Source organism: Nostoc sp. PA-18-2419 (genome assembly GCF_005869855.1).
In the GTDB taxonomy this organism is placed as follows: domain Bacteria; phylum Cyanobacteriota; class Cyanobacteriia; order Cyanobacteriales; family Nostocaceae; genus Nostoc.
Genome location: NZ_SZNH01000009.1, coordinates 119,313 through 139,659 on the forward strand (window position 1 = coordinate 119,313; position 20,347 = coordinate 139,659).

A 20,347-nucleotide genomic window follows, 5' to 3' on the forward strand; every position below is an offset into this window, starting at 1 on the left:
CTTTAAAATCACAAATGCAGTACAAAGTGTCCTTCTTGCTTCAAGTTCTAGGACATCTTTTAGGAACTGTAGTAGAATTTTTTGGAATTTGGGCACTTTTTAGTCGTTTTAGTAGTATTGGTACGTGGACTTTGAGTGAAGTTGCCCTTTTTTATGGAATGGTTAATATTTCTTTTGCCTGTGCTGATGCTTTAGGACGAGGGTTTGATTCATTTGGACAAATAATTAAGAACGGTGATTTTGACCGTTTACTTCTTCGTCCCCGCACTACAGTGCTTCAAATTTTAGGTACAGAATTTACCTTGAAGAGAATCGGCAGATTTTCTCAAGGATTTGTCGTTATCTGCTGGTCGCTTTCAACTCTCCATATTTCTATTTCTCTTCAAACATTGTGGCTTTTGGCAACTTCATTTATTGGTGCAGTTGCACTATTTGTAGGTATCGTTATTGTACAAGCAACCCTGACATTCTGGACTATTGAATCTTTAGAGATTATGAATATTCTTACTTATGGAGGGGTAGAAACTGCTCAATACCCTTTTGCAATTTATAGCAAGTGGTTTCAAAGATTTTTCACTTACTTGATACCGCTTGCTTGTGTAAGTTATTTTCCTTTGCTTGCAGTTCTACAAAAGCAAGATACATTTTTCGTACCTTTGTGGTTTTGTTACATCTCTCCACTGGCAGGTATTTTATTTTTGATAATTACGCTTCAGCTTTGGAAATTAGGAGAGCGATACTATTGTTCAACTGGTAGCTAAGTAGGTAAGTGTAAAAATTTGTCCTTAAAACATAGCAATTGTGGTTAACAGATTTTAGAAGATAGTTGCGTCATTCGTTACTATGCGCTGAATAGGGCAGTTGACTCTTATATTGATTATAAGTAGATAGACATGATTAAATCTAAAATGTCATTGCGAGCGGAGCGGAGCGAAGCAATCGCAAAGTCTCTGGGATTGCTTCGCTTCGCTCGCAATGACAGAACATATTATATTTATTTATATCCATCAACTTATCTGAGAGAATCGCCTTTCAATTTTTGTAAATAAAAGCAGCAAAAAATCAAAGCGATCGCTCCTACAAAATAAAGAGCGATCGCTTTGATTTATGATACAAAATCGAACTTAAGCAGCAGGTTCCAACAATTTAATATCAGAAAAGACAAACTCTTGAATCGATACTTGTCCATCTATTTGGGTACGAATTTCTCGACGATTTAAGACGAAATAATCACCAACTTTTTCATATTCATCGGTAAATTCGCTTCTACCGCCCTTTTGTTCGCCAGTTTTGGGGTCTTGGTACACAGAATCATATGTGTGGGACAAGTAACCTTCGCCAGTATCGTGACTGCTAAAAGTGTCAATTGTCACAAAAGTACCATGAATCAGACGGTGAACGTGGCAGACTTCATTGTTGCGGACTTTGTATTTATCACCCTCAGCCTTACCACCAACTAAAAGTTCAACTGCACCTGTTTCGTCAGTCTTACCATAGCGAAAAGTATTGGTGCTGTGGGTATCTTCAAAGCTGCGACGGACGCGGTGAATTGCGATTTCCCATGCTTGGCCGTGAATTGCTTGCTTGGCTTGCTCGTCATCTACGTCCAAAACTTCAGCTTTAAGATTGGCTTTGATAATTACTTTGCCGGTGAAGACTTTATCATCATACTTATAGGTAATATTTGCGGTATAACCAGGGAAATTCTTGTCCCAGGTGTAGCGGTTCTCATAAGCAGCCCGGAAAAGTTCCTGAGCAGAGAGTTGTGTAACTGTCATGTGCTTCTCCTAGTCGCTACTGTAATTAGCGTTTTAGTTTTCTTGGTATTAGCATAGAAGTAATTGTTGAGGCTTGGATAGTCCCCAACTGGGTACACTTATGGTTAATTCTCTTCACGCCGTATTTCATGCGATCGCTAATGTCCAAAACGAGCCAGAATTAAGGCTAGCTCTGGCGGACAAAATTAGCGAGCATTTTGGCGTGCAAAATTGGGGTATCTATCTCCTAGACGAAGAATCAACGGCTGAGATTGATATTGCGAGCATTCCGGCAGTATGCTTAGAGAGCAATCCAGTGGGACGGTACGTGGTTGAGCGTCACGCGCCTGCTCACGAGCAGTTAATACTATCTCCAGGAGACTGGAAGCATTTTTGTTCGCGCCATGACCACGAACATGTCATGACCGGGCCAATTGTTTGTGATGGTCGTTTGATTGGAACGCTTAACCTAGCCCGTAACAAGGGAAATCCCCCTTTTAATGGCAATGATTTAGCTGACTTAAGCGCTTTATGCATTCATTTGTCAGCTAAAATGGCAATTCTACGGGCGAAACCAAAAATATCCAATTCTCTTTTAGCAAGTCCTCTAACAACGCGTGAATTAGAAATTGCTGAATTAGTGGCGCAGGGATTAACGAATGCAGAAATTGGCGAAAAACTTTGGATTACCCAAAATTCTGTCAAGCAAGCTTTGAAGAGGATGTTTCGGAAATTAAAAGTTTCAGCACGTGCTGAAATGGTGGCAAAACTGCAAGATATACAAGTATCATAAAGAATAATTTTATTAGTCACCTGCGGTTGCAACATGGTACAAGCTATACGTTTAGCAAGTACTTTGAATTGCCATATACGCCAGCCGAGATTATTGTAGATTTTGATTGTCGATATGTATGCAAATGACTAAATTTATTAAGGTATGAATTAAATCTCAAGTATTTATGTTTTTTAATTCATAAATTGAATATTTGTGAGTGAGTAAAGATTAAATGAAATTAGTTAAAAAATTTTTAGCATTATTTTTTCTCTTATTTGGCATTCCATTTTCTGCTGTCATGCTCCTGGACATTCTTAATCCCAAAACTACCTCTAAAGACAAACAAGATGCTGTAGCTGCTTTAACTATTTTTACTATTCCGTCAACACTCATCGGAGGTTGGTTGAGTTGGTCTTTAGTGCAGCAGAATAAAAAAGAAAAAGCATTACTTATTGAATCTGAACAAAGGCGTCTTCAGGTGGTGTTTTTAGAGTTAGTTGAGAGTAATTCTGGAACGATAACAGTATTGCAAATGGCGAAAAATGCAGAGATATCAACCCAGAAAGCTCAAGAATATTTAGATGGTAAAGCCAAGGAACTAAATGCTAACTTTGAAGTGAGCGAAAATGGAAATATTTTGTATCAATTTTCGTAATTTGTTAAATATCGTTAGCTATTGCTTGTAATTCTTCATAAAAATTTCTTGGTTTATAAGTAAAATTTAATTTTTCTATTTCATTTAAAAATTTGGCTTTTACAGCTTGCTCATACACTTGCAAGACATCTTTTTCTGTAAACTTCTCTCGATTTACTAATAAATATTTAATAACTTGTTGTTCATTAACTCCTAATAAATTGTGTCCATTCTCTCTCCCAGTGATAGGTATAGTTAGGTAATTTCTTTTCTATCCAAGTACGACATTCATGTAATATTCGTTTCCATGCAGATAGAAGAGTTTTTTCTACTTGTGATTTGGAAAATTCTCCTTTTATCAGGATGCGATTTGGCATTCCTTTTTGAAGGTTGGGGAGTGCTGGGGATATGACTGTTGTGGTTTTTTGGGCTTCTTTTACTAACTGCTGGCTGAGATATGAGAGTATCAATGATGCACCGTACAAGTCTCGAAGTTTACGGGATTTTTCGATAAATCCTTGGACGGGAGCAAAGGTTATGGCTGTATATTTGGTCACGTTTGCTGTAGTCACTGGTTGCAGTCTTGTCTAAATTACTGTAGGATTTTTATTTTTTATTCAGTGGTTATACTTTGTAATAATTCTTGCTTTTTGTAGATGGCAATTCGCCACTACTTTGGGCAAATCCGTCTGTGCGGTAACATTTATATCTTCTCGAAAATTTTGAGGATGTAAATGCCTTTTCATGCGAATAACGAAATTTTCTAAGTTTTTTTATTTTTCCTGCGGCGGGGTCGGCAAAACTTGGAAATGCTTATATTCTCGTTGACCCTGCCGATATCCTACTGTACAAGGATTTCAACGTTTTTCTGTTTACTTAATGAGGTGAAAATTTCTGTTTTCTTCAAACCCGTCGCAAATGATGTCTGGACATCAAGCAGCATAGGGGTTTAAATAGGAGGGGTCGCTTCTCTTATGAGAAGTGGAATTAATGGAAACCTCACTAAATTTTCTCGGCGATCGCCACCTTTATGTGTCGCTTCTCTTATGAGAAGTGGAATTAATGGAAACTAGGCTGCAACGAAGCTTAACCAGCGGGAGATGCGATCGCTCACTTAAAATCGGACAATAAAAAATCCCCAACTTTCCTAAAAAGCCGGGGATTTTATTTTTTGAAGACGCGATAAATCGGGTCTCTACATGAGGTTTTGGGTTATTGGATTCAAATCTGATGGATTAAAATACTCATCATTTCGTCAGGGTTGCCGATTGGTATTAATGGACTCCAGTCGTCGGCGCTAGTGTAGCCAACGACTTGTAAACAGTGAATTGTGCTGGTAAGTGCTTTTGAAGAACCTATCAATATATGTTTAATCAGTTCTCTTTTGGGTAAGGAATTTTAAGCAAGTTAATTGACGTTAAGTATATTTAAATTATTATTGTCTAAATATTATTACAGTTGGGATTAATTTTGTACAAACTCTTATTGTTGTACCATGATGGTAATTACCTMCCAGAATAAAGGTTTAGCAAAAGGCGATGTTTGCGACGGGCTACGCCTACGTAGTTTCTTGGCGGAGGGCGATCGCCTTTCTCATTCTCATATAAAATATTTTTTTATACTCAATATTTACTTTAAGAAAAATAATCAGCATTTATAGCAATATTTTTAAGAACTTTATTTAAACTTTATATTTTGACTAGATTGAATAAGTAAAATCTGCAATTGCTTTCTCAAAATGTATAAATGCTTTCTCAAAATGCCATTTGACTTTCTCATTTAGGTATATTCAGCAAGTAAAATAAGCTTTGACTTTCTCAAATCCCAGTTTGCTTTCTGATTTTGGTGTTTTCCGCAAGTAAAATAAGCTTTGACTTTCTCAAATCCCAGTTTGCTTTCTGATTTTAGTGTTTTCCGCAAGTAAAACAAGCTTTTGCTTTCTCAAACCTCAGTTTGCTTTTTAATTTGGGTATATTCAGTAAGTAAAACAAGCTTTTACTTTCTCAAACCCCAACTTTAGAATTTGAAATCCACAAGGATTAAGTTTTACATGTTTACACCCGGTTTCTAACCACCCTTTTCACTAAAAATTGCAATTCCCAGATTACTTTATATGACTACAGTCAGCTGTTGGATTTTGAATGCTTGATGCATTTAATTTCTCTGATAATTCGTTATCCGGGAATTGGGAATTTGCAAACTACTCATCCGAGTTTCTTAAAAACCATTTTGGTAAGATTCCTGAGTTTGGTAATTCTTTAGAATAAGTTACCGCCTTGATGGAGAAATTGTGCGGTAAAATTTACGCAAATCTAAATGCGATCGCTTCTGATTTAAAGTGGTTACAAGAAAATTCCCTTATTGGTGTTAATAGTTTTGCTGCTATTACTGTGTTAGTTAACAGACACGATAAATCGCCGTTTCTACAATAGAGAAGCGACTTTCCTTAATTTTTCTGGGTTCAAATACATAAGACTTAAGTTTCCATTAATTCCACTTCTCACAAGAGAAGCGACATTTAGAGAAAATGCGGTAAGAGTTAGACATTATGGTTTGTTTCCATTAATTCCACTTCTCAGAAGAGAAGCGACTGTTCGTATAGCTAATTTTGAAGCTGAAACTAATGGTTTCCATTAATTCCACTTCTCAGAAGAGAAGCGACTATTACTCGTTTAACAAAAGATGTGCTTTGGTAATTGAAGTTTCCATTAATTCCACTTCTCAGAAGAGAAGCGACCTATTAGTTCAGTAGATGATGTAGATAAATTACTTACCGTTTCCATTAATTCCACTTCTCAGAAGAGAAGCGACGGAAGAGCATCTGGCTGGTGCCGGCGGGCGTCGCGTTCGTGTTTCCATTAATTCCACTTCTCAGAAGAGAAGCGACCCCTCCTATTTAAACCCCTATGCTGCTTGATGTCCAGAGGCGATTTGCGACGGGGTTGGAGAATAGAGAAATTTTCACCTGATTCACAAAACATAAAAACGTCAAAATCCTTGTACAGTAAGACATCGGCGGGGTCAACGAGAACATAGGCATTTCCAAGTTTTGCCTACCCCGCCGCAGGTAATGTCAAAAAACTTAGTAAATTTGGTCATTCGCATGAAACCACTAGCATAATTTGAAACCAGCCCGTAACTTTAAGGTATGGAGAAAACTACAACAAACATCAAATATATGTATATCTCTTCTCGCGCTGCATTAATCCGTAATTTTGGAGTAGCGTTACTCAATGGCACTATCACTCTGATTATCTTGTCGATAGCACCTTTGGGACTAGCAGCAGTAATCATCAATACAATTTTGGTGACCGTCGCCAGCTTTGTCAACGCCACAGCTGGCGATGCTGTAGTGAAATTTTTACAACCTTCGCAAATTAAAACAATGATTGAAAATTCCGAATTCAAAATTCAAAATCCAGAATCCAGAATTCGCAATCGAGAATCCAGAAGATTTTGATATCTAAGTTTAATAATTTCTAAAAAATCAACAAAACACAGTTGATTTTTCCATAATTGTGACAGATGCGATGAATCACAGACGCGATGAATCGCGTCTCTACTGGGCACTACTAACTCCCCAATTTTTATGCGTACACTCTACGTTTCTCGACAAGGTTGTTATATCACCCTCAAAGCTGAAACCTTAATTATCAAACAAGGAGAAATTATTCACAGCGAAGTACAATTACCATTGCTGGAACAAGTACTAATATTTGGTAAATCTCAAATTACTACCCAAGCAATTCGTACTTGTTTATGGCGAGATATTCCCATTGCTTACTTATCGCGCATGGGATATTGTTACGGAAGGTTAATGCCAATTGCCAAAGGATACCGTCAATTATCTCGTTATCAGCAACAATTAACAGCACTAGAACGGTTGTTAGTAGCCAGAAAAATTGTCCAAGCCAAACTCAAAAATAGCCGTACCTTTTTACTGCGACAACAACGGCGTAATCCTTCAGAAACTGCTGAAATTGCGATCAAAAGTTTAGAAGTTCTGGGACAAAAATCAGGAGAAGCTGAAACAATAGAACGATTGATGGGATTAGAAGGTGCTSGTGCTGCACAATATTTTTCAGCCTTTGGCGAATGTTTAAATAATCCCAATTTTGTCTTTTTAGCGCGTAGCCGCCGCCCTCCAGGAAACCCAGTCAACGCCATGCTCAGTTTTGGTTACCAAATTCTCTGGAATCATATATTAACAATTATTGAACTCCAAGGATTAGACCCTTATCACGCTTGTCTCCATCAAGGTACAGAACGCCATGCGGCTCTAGCTTCCGATTTAATTGAAGAATTCCGCGCCCCAATTATTGATTCTCTCGTACTTTGGTTAATTAATACTAAAGTCATGGATATTGAAAAAGATTTTGAATATCATGATGGTGGTTGCTATCTCAATAACTCTGGTCGCCCGAAATATATCAAATATTTCTTACAACGCTTAGAAGAAGAAGTGCAATCTCAGACCGAGAAACAACCTCGTTGGGATTTAATTACACAACAAATTAAATTGTTTAAAAATTTTGTTTATCAACCTAACCAATTATATAAGCCTTATCAAATTCGTTGAATGCTATTTTATATCATAGTATATGATATACCTTGCGATAAAAGACGCAAAAAAGTATCAGATTTATTAGAAGGATATGGTCAACGAGTTCAATATTCAGTATTTGAGTGTATTCTCAATCAAAAAAAATATCATGAATTACGAAAAAGACTTTATAAACAAATAAAATTATCAGAAGACAGCGTGCGATTTTATCCTTTGAGCCAACATACATTTAACCAAATTGAAACTTGGGGAGAACCACCAGTCACGGAACTACCAGGCTCAACAATAATTTAATTTAATGTTAGTTTGATGCGGGTGGGCGAGACACCCACCGCACAACAAAAGCAGAATCTAAAAAAATACTCCAACATTCGAATTAATCAACGATTAACGCTACTCATGTCAGGGTAGCGATCGCCTGCTGCGACATTTTTGGGTGCAGCTGCTTCGAGTCGATTCAAGTCTTGTTCGGTGAGGGTAATTTCGGTAGCTGCAATATTCTCCTCTAAGTAACTACGGCGTTTTGTCCCAGGAATTGGTACAATATCTTCTCCTTGAGCCAAAAGCCATGCTAGAGCAAGCTGACTGGGAGTTACTCCTTTTTCAGTGGCAATTGTTTTAACTTGCTCGACTAATTGCAGGTTTTTAGAAAAATTCTCACCTTGAAAGCGCGGAGAATTTCTGCGATAGTCATCAGGTGCAAGGTCGTCAGGGCTAGTAATTGCACCCGATAAAAATCCTCTTCCTAATGGGCTATAGGGAACAAACCCAATTCCTAACTCCCGCACAGTGGGTAAAATTTCATCCTCTGGTTCTCGACTCCAAAGAGAGTATTCTGTTTGTAGTGCCGAAATTGGGTGAACTGCTACAGCCCGTCGAATCGTCGCTGGGGCTGCTTCCGAAAGTCCTAAGTAACGCACTTTTCCTTGCTTGACTAACTCTGCCATTGCCCCCACAGTATCTTCAATGGGCACGGTTGGATCTACCCGATGTTGATAATAAAGGTCAATCACATCAACTCCTAGACGTTTTAAGGAAGCATCACAAGCTTGATGCACATATTCTGGTTTGCCGTTAATTCCTTTCCAACCACCATCTTCAGTGCGGACATTGCCAAATTTGGTTGCTAAGATTACTTGCTGGCGGCGGTCTTTAATTGCTTTGCCAACTAATTGCTCGTTAGTAAAAGGCCCATACATGTCAGCAGTATCGAGTAAATTCACTCCCAGTTCTAATGCTCGATGAATTGTGGCGATCGCTTCTTGTTCATCACGACCACTATAAAATTCAGACATTCCCATGCAACCAAGTCCAATATTTGAAACTTCTAATCCTTGTTTGCCTAGCTTTATGGTTTTCATCCAACAATCTCCTAGTCAGTTATTGCCAAGGGAAAATTAAGTCTTTGAGTATTATCCCCTTCTCAATTACTAAGTCATCTATTATTAGAAATACTCCCTGATATACATCTGCTTTGATTTGGATAACTTATATCTTTGTCAGGTGTGTTATGCAAGTTAGTTTTAACACACGATTTTTATAAACTATTGCAGACGTTAGGCGTTTCGCCATAACGACCCTACTAATTAATTTTTTGGCGTTGCTGAATTCAGATATGAATTTATTTCATGCAGAGACGCAGCGGAAAGTCTGAGCAGAGGTTTCCGACCATCAGAATTTTCTAAGACAGAGGCGCAGAGAGTAATAATTTGAGATATTGAGTTTTCAAATTTCATATTTAAATTCAGCAACGCCAAAAATATTTATGCAAGAGATTTAATATTTAAATCTTCAAGAGCCTCTAATTCTTATTTAATTGCCGCCACAATCCCAACCGCTTATTTTTAGCATTAGCTTCACCAATTAAAAATTGGGTTTTGGTTTCATAGCAATTATCTAAGGATTCTTGGTCAATTACAGCATTACCTTCTTGTACCAAAAGCAGATTGACTGAGCGATTATCTACAAACACCTCACCAACTGTGCGACTATTGTTGAGTTGTTCTGTGCTTCTAATAACCACACGACTTTCAGGTGGTAACAACTGTTTTAACCTTTGTGTGGCTGCTAAGCTTGATTTCTGGCTAATCGCCTTTGGTACATTAATACATGCTAGCTTTACTGTAATTGCTTGTCCTGCATTATCTTTAACCAAAATTGTATTTCCATCTGCAACACCAACTACTGTAGTTAACACCAAAACTAGTTGAAGTAATTCCATAATTTTGTTTCTAGTAATTTCTGATTTGCTTTATACAATTTCACACTAATTCTGATATCCAGAAATTTATTTTAGAGTTACAGTATTATTGTATTCCTACTTAATAAATACCTTGTAGTCTTCAATTTTGCTAGCCAAGCGCAATGCAAGAAACTGACTTGCACCTTTCAAAGCCTCATAAATCTGAATAGCTTCTTCTCGATATCGAATAATTTTTTCTTGATTCCAATAATATGGTGGTGTTTGGAGGTTAGTAATTCTATCAGCTAGCTTTACCATCCAGATTTCTGGTGGTTGCTTCCTAATCCTTCGTAAACTATCTGTCATTTGCAGATGTTTTTCTAAGGAATTATCTTTAGTCAATGCAAGTACACCGTTGGCGATTGATTCACTAAATTCAGTTTGAATTTCCTCAAATGTCGTTGCTGTATCTTCAATTACATCATGCAAAATAGCACATTGGATTGCTAAATTTCCATCACGTTCTTTTTCTACATTTAAAGCAGCAATTACTTCCATACTCACATAACTCAAATGAATAATGTAAGGTATTTCTGACCCTGGTATCTTCTGACCATGATGTGCTTGTGCTGCTTTTTTTAAGGCTTTGATATAAGTTTCTTGTGACCAGTTTTGTTGCATATCTAGAAACGCTCTGATTGAATATGCTTTGTTGTAATAGTGCAATTATTGCAATTTGGTGAAAGGATTGTGGGTAGATGTCGTCCAACTATAACTCAAAGAAAGCATCAAGATTTACGTAAGATTACGGAAGTATTTTTACTGACTATTGGTTTTAAATTGTGAAAATGCAAAAATCCAAAAATCCAGATTTTTTGGGTTGATTTTCGCGATAGTCGTAATATTGCTGATTATGGGTACTAGAAATTGAGAGTACTAAGTTTTTTCATCTTGATTACCGCGTTCGGTGCGACTGTGTTACAGATATTCGCTGGCACCCAGAACAAGGCAATAGCTCAAATTATCCCCATCACCCCAGATAATACCCTTGGGAGCGAACGTTCTACAGTCACACCACAAAATCAGTTGGTTGACAGAGTTGATGGCGGGGCAATTCGCGGTACAAATCTCTTCCACAGCTTTGAGGAATTCAATATTGGTGAAGGAAGAACTGCATATTTCGCTAACCCGATAGGAATTGAGAACATTATTAGCCGAGTTACAGGAAGAAGTCCTTCACAGCTTTTAGGAACCTTGGGTGTATTAGGAAAAGCTAACTTGTTTTTAATCAACCCCAACGGTATTATTTTTGGGGCAAATGCCAAACTGGATATTAGTGGTTCGTTTGTTGCTAGTACCGCCAGCAGTGTAGTTTTTGCTGACGGTATAAAATTTAGTGCAACTAATCCCCAAGCCCCACCACTATTAACGCTGAAAGTTCCCATTGGCTTGGAATTCGAGAATATCCCAGGGGCTATTAGTTTACAATCAGCACGTTTAGTTATGCAGCCAGATCAAACCCTAGCGTTGGTGGGTGGTAACGTTAGTTTAGACAAAGGTACAATCCTTGCACCGGGGGGTCGAGTCGAGTTAGGGGGAGTGGCGCAAAAAGGCACAGTAACACTCAATGGGGATGGTAGCTTGAATTTTCCTGTTGATGTAGTCCGCGCTGATGTTTCTCTAACAAATAATTCACTAATCAATGTCCGGGCTGGTAAGGGCGGTAGTATTGCCATCAACACTCATAATTTAAATATCGGTGAAGGAAGTACCGTTAGGGCAGGTATCGCTTCTAATCAAGGTACTGTTAACAGCAAGGCGGGAGATATTGAAATTAATGCTACAGAGGCAGTGACGCTGACTGGTAGTGGTAGCTTTATTTCTAATGCGGTGCTTCCTAATGCCAAAGGTAAAGGCGGTAATGTTAATTTAACAGCGCGATCGCTTGCCGTAACTAAGGGTTTTCAAATCTTTGCGGGCACTTATGGGAACGGAGATGTCGGCGATGTGAATATCAAGGTCGGCGATACGGTGCTGTTTGATGGTGTGGGAACGAATGGCATTAATACTGGTGGCTATAGTTCGATTGCCGATGGTGGTACAGGTCGAGGAGGTAATCTCAATATTACAGCCAAGTCCCTGGCTGTGACTAACGGCGCTATTTTGGAAGCTAGTACGGTGGGACGGGGTGATGCCGGTAGCGTGAATATCAATGTCAGCGATACAGCTTTATTTGACGGCGAGGCGGATGATTTTAAGCAGGTATCGACTTTTACATTTGGTAGCGGTGCATACAGTCGGGTTGACCCTCGCGCCGTGGGAAATGCTGGTAGCATCAATGTCACAGCCAGAACAGTGAAAGTAAGCAACGGTGCAGTTCTCACAACCAGTACTGATGGAAAAGGCAATGCAGGTAATGTGACTATTAATGCTCGTGATATCGTTTTTGATGGTGAGGGTCGCTTTAACGATACTCCGGGATTTGGCTTTTTTCAATCTAGTGGTGCATTCAGCAGTGTCAAAAGAAAAGGTGAAGGGATAGGTGGAAATATTGTTGTTAACGCTAATACACTATCTTTAAGCAAGGGTGCTGTTATCGTGACTAGCACTCGTGGACGTGGAGATGCAGGAGATATTTTGATTAATCGGGCTAATACTGTAACGGTCGCTGGTGTTGCAGGCGATGGATATTCCAGTGGACTTTATAGTAATACCGAACCCATTGGAATTGGTCAAGGAGGAGAAATCACAGTCAATGCAGCTACTTTACGGGTGGTAGATGGAGGTGTGATTAATGCCTTAACTGCAAATGCAGGTAGTGGAGGTAATATTGTAATCAATGCTCAGACCTTAGAAGCTGCTAATGGCGGACAAATTGTGACTTCTACTCGTAGCAGTGGCAATGCAGGCAATATCAAACTTAACGTTTTAGATAGTATAAACCTTGCTGGCAGTGATTTGAGTTATAGCGATCGCACTCTAAAAAATATTCAAATTGGTCTGGATACATTTACCAATCAAGGTGCTGCTAGTGGGATACTAGCTAGTACTGATGTCAATGCCACAGGGAATGGTGGTAATATCTTCATCCTCTCCAAGCAAGTAAATCTGAGAGACCGGGCTACAATTACAGTCAGCAGTCAAGGTTCGGGAGTCGCTGGAAATATTGAAATAGACGCCAGAGCTATCCACTTGCAAAATCAAGGTACGATTACAGGGGAAACGAAATCAGCTAACGGTGGGAATATTCTCCTACAAGTACAAGATTTACTCTTGATGCGTCAAAATAGCTTGATATCTACTACGGCTGGGACTGGACAGGCTCCTGGGAATGGTGGAAATATCAAAATTGATGCGAAAAATGGTTTTGTTGTTGCTGTTCCGGAAGAAAACAGCGACATTATTGCAAATGCTTTTGCAGGGCAGGGTGGAGTTGTTGAAATTAATGCCCAGCGAGTTTTTGGATTAGAGTCCCGCGAATTGCTAACTCAACAGAGTGATATTACAGCTTTTTCACAAACCAATCCGCAACTTAACGGTGTGATTGAAATTAACACACTCGGTATCGACCCAACTCAAGGATTAGTTAATTTGCCAAGCGAACCGCGTAGCGTTGAAATTAGTGAAGGTTGCCAAGTCAGACCAAGTAATGCAAGACGGTTACGGTTTGTCAATCGAGGACGGGGAGGAATACCATCGCGCCCCGAAGAACCGCAGAATGTGGAAATGTTTGTCGCCAGATGGATTGATTTGGATGACGATAAGGAACATGTCTCGAATAAGACTGTGCCTGAGAATGTTTCACTGACTCAGCGTTTAGATACACTCAATAATACGAGGGTAAATCGCTCAAATGGTGTAACAGATTCAGCAACGAGTCCTACTTCCATCTGCCAAGGAAAATAAATTTAAAATTTTGGCAATTTTTCCCACACCAGTTTCGTTTATAGCCTGAAAAACTAGGTTTTGGAGATTGCTTCAGATTACGCCTGATAAAACGTTAGCGATCGCCCATGATAAAACAATATAATAAGCTGCCTCGTAGGGTAGGATTTAAGTTCAAGTTGGTCAAGATACGGTATCGGCTGCTAGCTGTGAGCTTGATATTGCTGATATTTCTAGTTAAGATACCGTATGTATTTGCTCAGACACCCACCTTCCAAAGCAATTTAGTTACCACTGAAGTACAACAGTTGCTACGCCAAGGGCAACAAGCATATAACTCCAACAGCTACTCTCTGGCTATCAAGTTATTACAACAAGCATTGCAACTCGCCACAACTGCTAAGAGCGATCGCACTCAGGCTCTTATTCACAGCAACTTATCTCTAGCATATCAGCAGCTAGGCGATTGGGATGCAGCACAACAGCAGATATCAGCCGGTTTGCAACTTTTACATCCTTCCCAATCAAAGCCGACGCCAACGCTGCTGAAAATCTACGCGCAATCCTTGGATATCCAAAGTCGCCTTTGGTATATGCAGGGAAAACCAGAAGCCGCATTAAAAAGTTTGCAAGCAGCAGCGCAGATATATCTACGTCTGGGAGATGAAGCTCTAAGTATTGGTAATGCCATTAACCAAGCGCAATCGCAACAAGCATTAGGTTTATACCAGCAAGCATACAATACTCTCGAACAGATTCAGCAAAGGTTGATGGCAATACCCGACTCTGTGATTAAAGCTGAAGGATACTTGAGCTTGGGTAACGTTCTGCTGGCGATTGGTGAGTTAAAGCAATCGCAAATCTCATTTGAGAATAGTTTAGCACTGGCGCAAAACTTGCCGTCATCGTCTGCTAAAAGTGAAGTCAAAAGTGCTGCTTTGGTGAGTTTAGCAAATATGTTTTGGGCACAAGGAAACTTAGAGCGCGATCGCTACACAAATCGCAACTATAATAATCTTCCTTGGCAGTGCCAACAGCGAGCGCCAAGTGATTTTGAAGCAGTACCCAATAGTGCATTGCGATCGTATCAGAATGCAGCCTTGCAATACCAACAACTACTAGCTATACCATCGTCCCCATCAATACGAGTGCAAGCACAGACTAATTATTTCAATTTGTTGGTAGAAACTGGACAATTATCCGCAGCACAGGCATTATGGCACGAAATCAAACTTTCTGACTTGCCGAACAATCGTCAGGCGGTGTATGCAAAGATTAACGCCGCTAAAAATCTCGCTTGTCTCTCTCAAAAAACTGCTGCGGATAGTTCTGTCTCCCACGAAATTGATAATTTATTAGAGTCAGCGATTCAAGATGCAAAACAACTCCAAGACTCCCGCGCTTTATCTTATGCCCTTGGTAATCGTGGCGGGTTCTATGAATATCTTGCTGTAGCAGCGCTGCACAAATCAATATCAAAAGCAGATACAGATTATCTACTTACCAGCCAAAATCTGACGCAACAAGCATTACTCCTTGCTCAAGCCATCACTGCACCAGACATTGCTTATCAGTGGGAATGGCAGATGGGGAGAATATTAGCAGCGCAAACAAAAGACGAACGAGCGATCGCATTTTACCAAATGGCTGTAGAAAGCCTCAAATCTGTTCGTAGTGATTTGCTTAGCATTAATTCTGATGTCCAATTTTCTTATCGCGATAATGTAGAATCTGTCTATCGTGAATTAGTAGATTTGCTATTAAAAAATTCTCCTAATTCAGCAGCATCTCAAGAATATCTTCAGCAAGCGATTACAAATATAGACGCACTACAACTTGCAGAACTCCAGAATTTTTTGCGCTGTAATTTGGTACAGATATTACCTATTAATCGTGAAGTTACAACTATCGATCCTAATGCCGTCTTTATCTATCCCATTATTCTAGAAAACAGACTAGAAGTTATTTTTAAGTTCCCAGGACAACACCTTGAACACCATTTATATACCATCCCCCGCAATACAGTTCAAGATACTGTCATGCAACTCCGCAACGCCATATATACCCGCAACCCTAGTAAAATTCGGGCTAAATCACAAATTATTTATCGCTGGTTAATCAAACCTATCGAAGCATATTTGCAAGAACATAGCAACATCAAAACCTTAGTTTTTGTTCTCGATGGCGAACTTCGCAACATCCCCATGGCAGTATTGTATGACGAATCAAAAGACCAATATCTTATTCAAAAAAATTATGCTCTAGCCTTGCTGCCAAATTCCCAATTATTTGATTTACGTTCCTCACAACTTGAAAAACCAAAAATATTAGCTGGTGGCATAGGAGAACAACAAGAAAATGTAGAAACTCGTAACTTTTCCTCACTCAACATCGATGAATTGCAGCAAATTGCGAAGATATTACCTAGTAAACTATTAATTAATTCTCAGTTTACCCCAGCAAACATTCACAAGCAGTTACAGTCAAAAGCATTTTCCATTGTTCATTTTGTCACACATGGTAACTTTAGTTCTGACCCGGAAAATACATATTTACTTGCCTACCAACAACTTATCAAAGCTAAGCAACTAAATAACTTACTACGCGATGACACAGTTAATTCTAGAGATATCAAATTGCTGGTACTAAGTGCTTGTAAAACCGCAGAAGGCGACAATCGAGCAATCTTGGGCTTAGCTGGACTTGCTGTAAGGGCGGGGGCAAATAGTACCCTCTCAACGTTATGGCAAATCAACGATAATTCTACAACTCAATTAATGGTGCAGTTTTATACTGAGCTCAAAAAAGGTGGAGTTACGAAAGCTGAAGCATTACATCGGGCGCAAAAAGCACTTTTATTACAGCCTGAGTATCAAAATCCTTATTACTGGGCACCGTATATATTAGTTGGGAATTGGCAGTGATTGGTAAGCTAATCGGTATTTGAATTGTATAACGAACCTGCGACCACTTTTATGTTAGTGTCCTACTTAGTGTTTTCCATTATTTTCGCGAGATTCTGCGATCGCTATCAGCAAGTAATCCTTGCTATTACTAGAAAAATCCGCACAAATAACCTTGATACAGCAATCCTCAGCTGACTGAGAACAAAAAATAAAAAAATAACCAAAAATTATACATCACCCTCATATTGCTCTAGGCCTACTCCCAATAAAACCAATAAAGGACTCCAGTTTCCCCAACTTAGGGAGTAAGGTTTTAGTTGGCTTATGACACTATTATTAAGTTCAAAAAATGTCGGTGAGTATTTAGTTAACCTGGGTATCTGCACCCAATCAGAGCAACACACGCTTAAAATAGAGCCATTAGCAGCCAAGAATTTCAACTTGTTAGTGAGTTCTCTCGATGGACGCAAACTTTTAGTCAAGCAGGAACGACACAATCAAGAAGGGAAAACAGCAGGTGAATTTCTCCAAGAATGGAAAATTCAAGAATTTTTACAACAATTTCCAGAACTGAAGCATCTTAGTTCATTTTTACCGTCGGTACTCAATTTTGACCGAGAACACTCCATTTTGGTTTTCAGTTATCTGGATAATTACCGAGATTTAGTTGATTTCTACGGTAAAGAAAATATCTTCCCCCCAGAAATTGCATTCGCCATTGGAACTAACCTCGCCAGTATCCATCGTGCTACTTTCAACAATCAAGACTATCAACAGTTTTTGAATGAGAGCATTGATAACAAACAAGCTAATATGGTTCCTAGCTTCATTCATAGCCTAGAACGGATTACCCCGGAAATATTCGGTCTAGTGCCTACAGATGGGTTAAAATTCTTTGCTTTATACCAACGATATGACAGTTTAGGGCAAGCGATCGCAGAACTAGGTAATGCTTTCATACCCTGTTGTGTAACGCACAATGACCTCAAATTGAATAATATTCTTTTATCCAAAGATTGGGAGCATTCCCAAGCCCACATCGTGCGGCTAATTGATTGGGAGCGTTCTGGTTGGGGAGACCCTGCTTTTGATTTGGGAATGCTTATCGCCAGCTATCTGCAAATGTGGCTGGGTAGCTTGGTTATTAGTCAAGCACTCACTATCGAAGATTCTTTGCGCTTAGCCAATAGTCCCCTCGATGCAATTCAACCAGCAATTGCCGCCTTGAGCATAGCTTATCTCGAAAACTTTCCAGAAATTCTTCAGCACCGGCCTGACTTTTGGCGACGCGTTGTCCAATTTAGTGGACTAGCTTTGATTCAACAGATACAGGCAATGATTCAGTATCAAAAAAGCTTTGGGAATGCAGGTATTTGTATGCTCCAAGTGGCAAAAAGCTTGTTATGCCGTCCAGAACAATCAATGACAACCGTTTTTGGAACAGCCGCTACTGTTCTAAATCAAGCAAATTTTTCAGTTGCTTAAGACTTTTAGTAATAATTTGACTCTAATGCAATTACTCAATTCGCTTCCTACTCAAGATGTTTCTGTTACCAGCCAACACACACTAGATATATTGCAAGATATTATCAAAGTTCAAATCCAGTCGAACTTCTGCATTCTTCATCCAGATTACAAACCTTGGGAATTGCCATCTGAGGTAGTAGCTCGTTTTCAAGGAATGCCTGCGGAAGTTCAAAATCGCTATATGAGTTTGCAACTTCGCAGTTTTATTTACGGTATCCATTACAACGGCTCGATGAAAGCTGTCCTTGCTCTTGATGCTAATGCCAACAGTCAGCCAGTTAACTTAGAAAATAATACTGTTTTGGGAGTAGACCTGGGATTTTACGATCGCCTGCACAATAGCAATAATGGAGAAGGTTACTTTGACCCAGGTTGGTATGTACTAAGGCAAGAGACTGATGGGATGCTGGCCGTACATAAAGGTGGTTTAACTTTGCATATTGAGCGTGAAATACATCTCCAAGATGCGTCAAAATCTGCCGCCATTGGTGACACAGTTGCAATCTGGATGCCCAAGAATTTTGTCCAAAACGGTTTTTATATGGCTGTTGGGAATGCAGGGGCAGAAAGTTACCATCACCCAAGCCAAGCACCGCAACTCGTGCGCGTTTACTTCAACTTAACTCCTGAAGGCGCAGTTGCAGTCATGGCTAACGTAACACAGCATCTCAACGCGATCGCTATGCCTTTCACCTTTAAAGTACTTTATAACCCAGGTGATTACAACCGTCATGACTCAGGAGTTCTTTACTTCGAGAAAGATAGCTACGAAGTTGTTCGGGAAGTCCTGCAAAAAGTCTACATCAAAAATAAGTCACATTTTCAGTCAGAAATTCCCCTATTCACCAAATTACTTGCACCTGGGTTAGGACTGGCAGAAGAACCAGATAGTAAATTTGCTACCCAAGAAAGTTTTGGGATGAATCGATGCCAAATCATTGCTAACGCACTGTTAGAAACTTGGCATCAAGGAGATGATTCGCCACAAGCCAAGATGAAAGCGATTTTCCAGCATTTCTCACTTTTGCAACTGGATTGGCAACATGCTTACCTCAATGCCAAATCGAATAATATTTATACACTTTTGGAACTATGAAAATCGCTGATATTACCTTGCCACCAGTAGTTTTACCAACAATTAACCATACAGAAAATAAATTTCCTGCATCTGATTTGCCTTTTTATCGGCAACTCGGACGGACTGATTTAACAGTTAGTTGTTTGGGTTTGGGTGGCGGTGGTGGTATTTCCAGTGAGGATACCCTCTATGCTTTTGACCAAGGAATTAACTATTTTTTCTATTCCAGCGACCTGCACCACTATATATATAGTTCTATGTCTGATGCTCTGCGTCAATTGTGCGGACGTAGTTCTTCAGTCCGCGAGAAAGTGGTGCTGGCAACTGTAACTTACATCAAAAGTCCAGAAATGGCGTTGGCTGCGTTAATGGATCAGTTCGTGGAATTGGGCATTGATTATATAGATGTCTTATTTTGGGGATGGATTGGTGTTAATGATGGACAGGCATTACAGGATTGCTTACAGCTTTCCTCTGATTTGAGAGGTGCTAATTCTGTTTACCAACGCACCATGGAAAAGATGTTTGGCACATCAGAACGCCTGAAGAAAATGGGGGCTGTTCGTTATATTGGTGCATCCTTCCACGATATTAATCTGGCGCGACAGTGGTTGCATAGCCCCTTGTTAGATGTGGTGATGGTGAGACACAATCTTGCTCACCGTTCCGCTCAAAGTCAAATTTTGAAGCAGATTAATGCTCAAGATCCGCAAACACCGGGAATTGTCACCTTTAAATCTACAGGTTCTCATTCCGGCGTGCTTTGGGATACACCTGCTGGTTTACCTGCGGGTTGTTGGCGGCCTTCCGTACCAGATTTGTATCGCTACTCGTTGAGTCAAAACTATGTAGATGTTTGCTTAACCGGGTTGCGAAGTCGGGAGGAGATTAATCTAGCGATCGCCGGAGTCCAAAAGGGCAAACTCACACCAGCCCAATTAGATTATCTCAATCTATATGGCGATTTACACCGAAATAAATTGAAAGTTCAAGAAATTTCACCAGAAAGATTACTTTACTCTACTTGATTTACAGTACA

At 39.6% G+C, this 20,347-nt stretch carries 17 protein-coding genes, 1 pseudogene and 1 CRISPR repeat array; of the genes and pseudogenes, 13 read left to right on the forward strand and 5 right to left on the reverse strand.

The genetic code is table 11. The features are described 5' to 3' along the window. Positions 1-14 precede the first annotated feature (14 nt). Positions 15-761, forward strand: a complete 747-nt coding sequence (locus FCR06_RS11780) for an ABC transporter permease (RefSeq protein ID WP_138499801.1) — start codon at positions 15-17, stop codon at positions 759-761. Positions 762-1,124: 363 nt separating this feature from the next. On the opposite strand, the gene FCR06_RS11785 is transcribed toward FCR06_RS11780, so the two are convergent. Continuing rightward, on the reverse strand, positions 1,125-1,778 hold the full coding sequence (locus FCR06_RS11785) for a DUF3386 domain-containing protein (protein WP_138499803.1): 654 nt from the start codon (positions 1,776-1,778) through the stop codon (positions 1,125-1,127). Between the two features lie 100 nt (positions 1,779-1,878). On the opposite strand from FCR06_RS11785, the gene FCR06_RS11790 reads away from it, so the two are divergent. After that, a complete protein-coding gene (locus tag FCR06_RS11790) occupies positions 1,879-2,550 on the forward strand; it encodes a LuxR C-terminal-related transcriptional regulator (RefSeq protein ID WP_138499805.1) in 672 nt (223 codons plus the stop codon). A 214-nt stretch (positions 2,551-2,764) separates the two neighbouring features. Then, positions 2,765-3,187 carry a hypothetical protein gene (locus FCR06_RS11795; RefSeq protein WP_138499807.1) on the forward strand — a complete coding sequence of 141 codons (423 nt, stop codon included), beginning with the start codon at positions 2,765-2,767 and terminating at the stop codon, positions 3,185-3,187. Positions 3,188-3,393: 206 nt separating this feature from the next. On the opposite strand, the pseudogene FCR06_RS11800 reads toward FCR06_RS11795, so the two are convergent. Next, positions 3,394-3,723, reverse strand: a pseudogene (locus tag FCR06_RS11800) (type III-B CRISPR-associated protein Cas10/Cmr2); the annotation flags it as partial. Positions 3,724-4,661: 938 nt separating this feature from the next. Between FCR06_RS11800 and FCR06_RS32545 the strand changes: the two are divergent. From FCR06_RS32545 to cas2, 5 genes are all read left to right on the forward strand, one after another. After that, positions 4,662-4,826, forward strand: a complete 165-nt coding sequence (locus FCR06_RS32545) for a hypothetical protein (RefSeq protein WP_189523387.1) — start codon at positions 4,662-4,664, stop codon at positions 4,824-4,826. 616 nt (positions 4,827-5,442) lie between these two features. Then, a complete protein-coding gene (locus FCR06_RS32550; RefSeq protein ID WP_189523388.1) occupies positions 5,443-5,598 on the forward strand; it encodes a hypothetical protein in 156 nt (51 codons plus the stop codon). 48 nt (positions 5,599-5,646) lie between these two features. Continuing rightward, positions 5,647-6,053: a CRISPR direct-repeat array (repeat unit 36 nt; unit sequence GTTTCCATTAATTCCACTTCTCAGAAGAGAAGCGAC). Positions 6,054-6,344: 291 nt separating this feature from the next. After that, positions 6,345-6,626 carry a CRISPR-associated protein Csx18 gene (gene csx18 / locus FCR06_RS11810; RefSeq protein ID WP_138499809.1) on the forward strand — a complete coding sequence of 94 codons (282 nt, stop codon included), beginning with the start codon at positions 6,345-6,347 and terminating at the stop codon, positions 6,624-6,626. Between the two features lie 129 nt (positions 6,627-6,755). Continuing rightward, entirely contained in the window at positions 6,756-7,745 is a 990-nt protein-coding gene (gene cas1 / locus FCR06_RS11815; RefSeq protein ID WP_138499811.1) for a CRISPR-associated endonuclease Cas1, read from the forward strand. Next, the gene (gene cas2, locus FCR06_RS11820; RefSeq protein ID WP_138499813.1) at positions 7,746-8,024 is read left to right on the forward strand and encodes a CRISPR-associated endonuclease Cas2; all 279 of its coding nucleotides are present in this window, start codon (positions 7,746-7,748) and stop codon (positions 8,022-8,024) included. An 86-nt stretch (positions 8,025-8,110) separates the two neighbouring features. Here cas2 and FCR06_RS11825 read toward each other — a convergent pair whose 3' ends face one another. The 3 genes from FCR06_RS11825 to FCR06_RS11835 all read right to left on the reverse strand — a co-directional run bounded on the left by FCR06_RS11825 (position 8,111) and on the right by FCR06_RS11835 (position 10,593). Further along, complete coding sequence (locus FCR06_RS11825) at positions 8,111-9,091, reverse strand: aldo/keto reductase (RefSeq protein WP_138499815.1); 981 nt, start codon at positions 9,089-9,091, stop codon at positions 8,111-8,113. A 440-nt stretch (positions 9,092-9,531) separates the two neighbouring features. Then, positions 9,532-9,951 carry a thermonuclease family protein gene (locus FCR06_RS11830; protein WP_138499817.1) on the reverse strand — a complete coding sequence of 140 codons (420 nt, stop codon included), beginning with the start codon at positions 9,949-9,951 and terminating at the stop codon, positions 9,532-9,534. Between the two features lie 96 nt (positions 9,952-10,047). After that, entirely contained in the window at positions 10,048-10,593 is a 546-nt protein-coding gene (locus FCR06_RS11835) for an HD domain-containing protein (RefSeq protein WP_138499819.1), read from the reverse strand. A gap of 294 nt (positions 10,594-10,887) precedes the next feature. Between FCR06_RS11835 and FCR06_RS11840 the strand changes: the two genes are divergently transcribed. From FCR06_RS11840 to FCR06_RS11860, 5 genes are all read left to right on the forward strand, one after another. Continuing rightward, the gene (locus FCR06_RS11840; protein WP_189523389.1) at positions 10,888-13,818 is read left to right on the forward strand and encodes a filamentous hemagglutinin N-terminal domain-containing protein; all 2,931 of its coding nucleotides are present in this window, start codon (positions 10,888-10,890) and stop codon (positions 13,816-13,818) included. A gap of 158 nt (positions 13,819-13,976) precedes the next feature. Continuing rightward, a complete protein-coding gene (locus FCR06_RS11845) occupies positions 13,977-16,721 on the forward strand; it encodes a CHAT domain-containing protein (protein WP_189523390.1) in 2,745 nt (914 codons plus the stop codon). A gap of 306 nt (positions 16,722-17,027) precedes the next feature. After that, complete coding sequence (locus FCR06_RS11850) at positions 17,028-18,188, forward strand: phosphotransferase (protein ID WP_138499825.1); 1,161 nt, start codon at positions 17,028-17,030, stop codon at positions 18,186-18,188. Between the two features lie 25 nt (positions 18,189-18,213). Continuing rightward, positions 18,214-19,326, forward strand: a complete 1,113-nt coding sequence (locus FCR06_RS11855; protein ID WP_138499827.1) for a T3SS effector HopA1 family protein — start codon at positions 18,214-18,216, stop codon at positions 19,324-19,326. Further along, positions 19,323-20,336: an aldo/keto reductase gene (locus tag FCR06_RS11860; protein WP_138499829.1), complete on the forward strand. Its 1,014-nt coding sequence runs from the start codon at positions 19,323-19,325 to the stop codon at positions 20,334-20,336. The genes FCR06_RS11855 and FCR06_RS11860 overlap by 4 nt, the downstream gene beginning before the upstream one ends. Positions 20,337-20,347: the final 11 nt, after the last annotated feature.